3 protein-coding genes and 1 pseudogene are annotated in these 3,201 nt (G+C 74.5%); 3 read left to right on the top strand and 1 reads right to left on the bottom strand.

All coding sequences use genetic code 11. The annotated features are described in order from the left end of the window. Positions 1–26 precede the first annotated feature (26 nt). Positions 27–770: a CHRD domain-containing protein gene (locus tag RWM17_RS13360; protein WP_314104452.1), complete on the bottom strand. Its 744-nt coding sequence runs from the start codon at positions 768–770 to the stop codon at positions 27–29. 220 nt (positions 771–990) lie between these two features. Here RWM17_RS13360 and RWM17_RS13355 point away from each other — a divergent pair, with 220 nt between their 5' ends. The 3 genes and pseudogenes from RWM17_RS13355 to RWM17_RS13345 form a co-directional block, all read left to right on the top strand. Then, positions 991–2,193 (top strand): FAD-binding domain-containing protein, encoded by a 1,203-nt coding sequence (locus RWM17_RS13355; RefSeq protein WP_314104450.1) that lies wholly within the window; start codon positions 991–993, stop codon positions 2,191–2,193. Positions 2,194–2,328: 135 nt separating this feature from the next. Further along, entirely contained in the window at positions 2,329–2,937 is a 609-nt protein-coding gene (locus tag RWM17_RS13350) for a sigma-70 family RNA polymerase sigma factor (RefSeq protein WP_314104448.1), read from the top strand. After that, positions 2,934–3,201 (top strand): annotated as a pseudogene (locus tag RWM17_RS13345) (hypothetical protein); the annotation flags it as partial. The gene RWM17_RS13350 and the pseudogene RWM17_RS13345, both read left to right, overlap by 4 nt.

Genomic DNA, 3,201 nt, shown 5'->3' with positions numbered 1-3,201 from the left:
CGTCCGACGCGCACCGGCAGGCAGCGTCATGCCCGTGCGGCAGCCCGACGGCGCAGCACGAGACCGGTCGCGCCGACGAGCACGAGTCCGCCGACCGCGGCGGCGCCCACGAGTGCTCCGCTGTCCGCGCCGGACGACGTCGACGTGCCCGCGGCGACGGCCGAGGCCGCTCCGCCGGCGCCGGTGTCGACTCCGCCGACCGGCACCTGGGTCAGCTGGCCGCGGACGACGCCGGCGGCGAAGGCCGCCGTGTGCGAGTCGCCGGTGAAGCCGGCCGGGTTCGCCTCGATCTGGGCGAGCGTGAAGCCGGTGCCCGTGTCGGCGCCCGCGTCGTTGGTGACGCCGGTGGTGAAGGGGCCCTGCAGGCAGCCGCTGGCCTCGCGCACGCCGTCGCCGTCCGCGTCGGTCGGGTTCGGGAACGAGATGCGCGGCGGGCCGGGCTGGCCGGCCGCGGCCTGGTGGATGTGCGTCGCCGTCTTCGCCGGGCTCTGGTAGTCGCCGGTCACGCCGGTCAGGGTGATGTCGTAGCAGATCACCTCGGTGTCCGAGTTGATGCGGAAGTCGAAGGTGCCGGTGGCCCCGGGCTCGCCGGCGACGGCCACGCCGTCGTTGTTGATGACCTGGTCGGGCGTCGCCATGACGGTGAACGCGCTGGTGAACGAGCTGGGCTCGGGCACGGTGGTCTCGGCCGCAGCGGGCGCGGCCACGATCAGGGTGGCGGCGGCCACGGCCGCGCCTCCGATGGTCAGGTGTCGGACGGAACGCTTCATCGTCATGCTTCCTCTGCCTCTCGTGGACGCCGGCCCCTCGGGGGCGGCGCGTGACGTCGCCCGGTCGGACGACGCCTGTCACGAGGGCCTACGACGACGACCCGTCCGGCGTTCACGGGTGATCCGAGAAATTTCTGACGAGACCGCAGGCGAGCGCGGCTGAGCACGGCGAGGCGGTCGTGGTCAGCCTCCGCCACACCGCGAGTCGCATGATGGGCCGGTGCCCATCCCCACCAGAGCCGCCGGCCTCGACGCGCTCGACGACTTCGTCCCCCGCGCCGGCCGGGCCTACGCCCGCGACCGCAACCTCGACCTCGGCCTCGGCCCCTCGAGGAGCAACGTCTCCGGGCTGTCCCCGTACCTGCGTCACCGCCTCCTGACGGAGCAGGAGGTGGTCGGCGCGGTCCTCGACGAGCACACGCTCGGAGCAGCCGAGAAGTTCGTGCAGGAGGTGTTCTGGCGGACCTACTGGAAGGGCTGGCTGGAGCAGAACCCCGAGGTGTGGCGGCGGTACCGGCTCGAGGTCCTCGACCTGCTCGCGGGCGAGCTGCCGGCCGGGTACGAGGCTGCGGTGGCGGGGCGGACCGGCATCGACGCGATGGACGCCTGGGTTCGCGAGCTCGTCGACACCGGGTACCTGCACAACCACACGCGCATGTGGTTCGCGAGCATCTGGGTCTTCACGCTCGGCCTGCCCTGGCAGCTCGGGGCCGACTTCTTCTACCGGCACCTGCTCGACGGCGACGCCGCCTCGAACACCTTGTCGTGGAGGTGGGTCGCCGGGCTCCAGACGAAGGGCAAGACGTACCTCGCGACCGCCTCGAACATCTCCCGGTTCACCGACGGTCGGTTCTCGCCGAGCGGCCTGGCCACGACGGCCCGCGCGCTCGACGAGGAGCCGTTCCCGTCCCGGACCCCCCTCGAGCCCGACGACGTCGCCGGGGTCGTCGGCGACCGGGCGGGGCTGCTGCTGCACGAGGAGGACCTCGAGGCGACGAGCCTGCTCGCCGAGCAGCCCGGCCTCCTCGGCGACGTGGCGGCCGCGGCGGTGGCTGCCGACCCGGGGGACCGGTCGCCTGCCGGCGTCTCGGACGCCGTCGCCTACTTCACGTCGGCCGCCCTCGAGGACGCCGCGGAGCGGACCCGGGACGCGAGTGGACGGGCGGCCCAGGTGCTGACGGACGCGGAGCCCGACTCCGTCGTGAGCTGGGTCCTGGCCGAGGGGCTCGACACCGTGGTCGTCCCGTACGCCCCGATCGGCCCTGTCCACGAGCGACTCGCGACGCTCCGTCCTGCTCTCGCGTCCGAGGGGATCGCCTTCGTCACCGTGCGTCGACGGTGGGACAGCGTCGCGTGGCCGCATGCCTCGAGGGGCTTCTTCCCGTTCCGCGAGAAGATCCCGGCGCTCGTCCGCCAGCTCTGAGGCCCGACGCCGAGGAGGGGCGGCGCGGCGGACGGGACCAGGTGCCGGTGAACGCGGACGGGCTCGCCGCCGTAGTCCCTCTCGAGAGCCCCTGGTGATCCGTCGGGAGCCGCCCCGTAGGCTGAGAGGAGCCGGATGTCGCTCGTCTTGACGCGTCCCGTCCCGCAGGAGGGGAGCACGATGAGCCAGCCGTCGCCCGGCCCCTCGACGTCCGGCCCCTCGACGTCCGGCCCCGCGGCGCCGACCACCTCGCCGGGCCTCGACGTGTCCGCCGCCTTCGCCGAGCACGGCTCGGCCCTGCTCGGCTTCGCGGTCAACGCCCTCCGTGACCGCCCCCTCGCCGAGGACTGCGTGCAGGAGACGTTCCTCCGCGCCTGGCGGGCCCGCGCCTCCTTCGACCCGGCCCGCGGTGGCGCACGCACCTGGCTGTTCGCGATCGAGCGGCGCGTCGTGCTCGACGTGCACCGCGCCCGTCAGCGCACCCCCGTGCTGGTGCCCGACGAGCACGCGCCCGAGCAGGCGGCCCCCGCGGCCGACCCGCTCGAGCGGCTCGGCATCGTCGAGGGGCTCGCGCGGCTCAGCGACGAGCACCGCGAGGTCGTCGTCGCCGTCCACCTGACCGGGCTCAGCTACCAGGAGTTCTCCGACGTGTCGGGCGTCCCGGTCGCCACCCTCCGCACGCGCTGCTTCTACGCCCTGCGTGCCCTCCGAAGCCACCTCGACGACGGGGAGAACCTCTCGTGACCGACCCCACGTCCGACCGCGCCGCGAACCCGGCGGGCCCCGAGTCCGACCGCCGCGCCGAGCTGATCGCCGCCGCGCTCGCGTCCGACCTGTCGCCCGACGAGGCCGTCGAGCTCGACGCCCTGCGCGTCGTCGACCCGACCGTCGACGACGAGATCGCCTCCCTCGGCGGGGTCGTGGCCCGGCTCGGGCCCGTCGGCACCTGGCAGGACGCCCCGGCCGACGCCCGGTTGCGCGACCGTGTCGAGTGGGCCGTCGCCCAGG

It is taken from the genome of uncultured Frigoribacterium sp. (assembly GCF_963515265.1).
GTDB lineage: Bacteria > Actinomycetota > Actinomycetes > Actinomycetales > Microbacteriaceae > Frigoribacterium.
The sequence above is the reverse complement of the archived record's forward strand: the minus strand, read 5'-3'. Positions and strand labels throughout refer to the sequence as shown.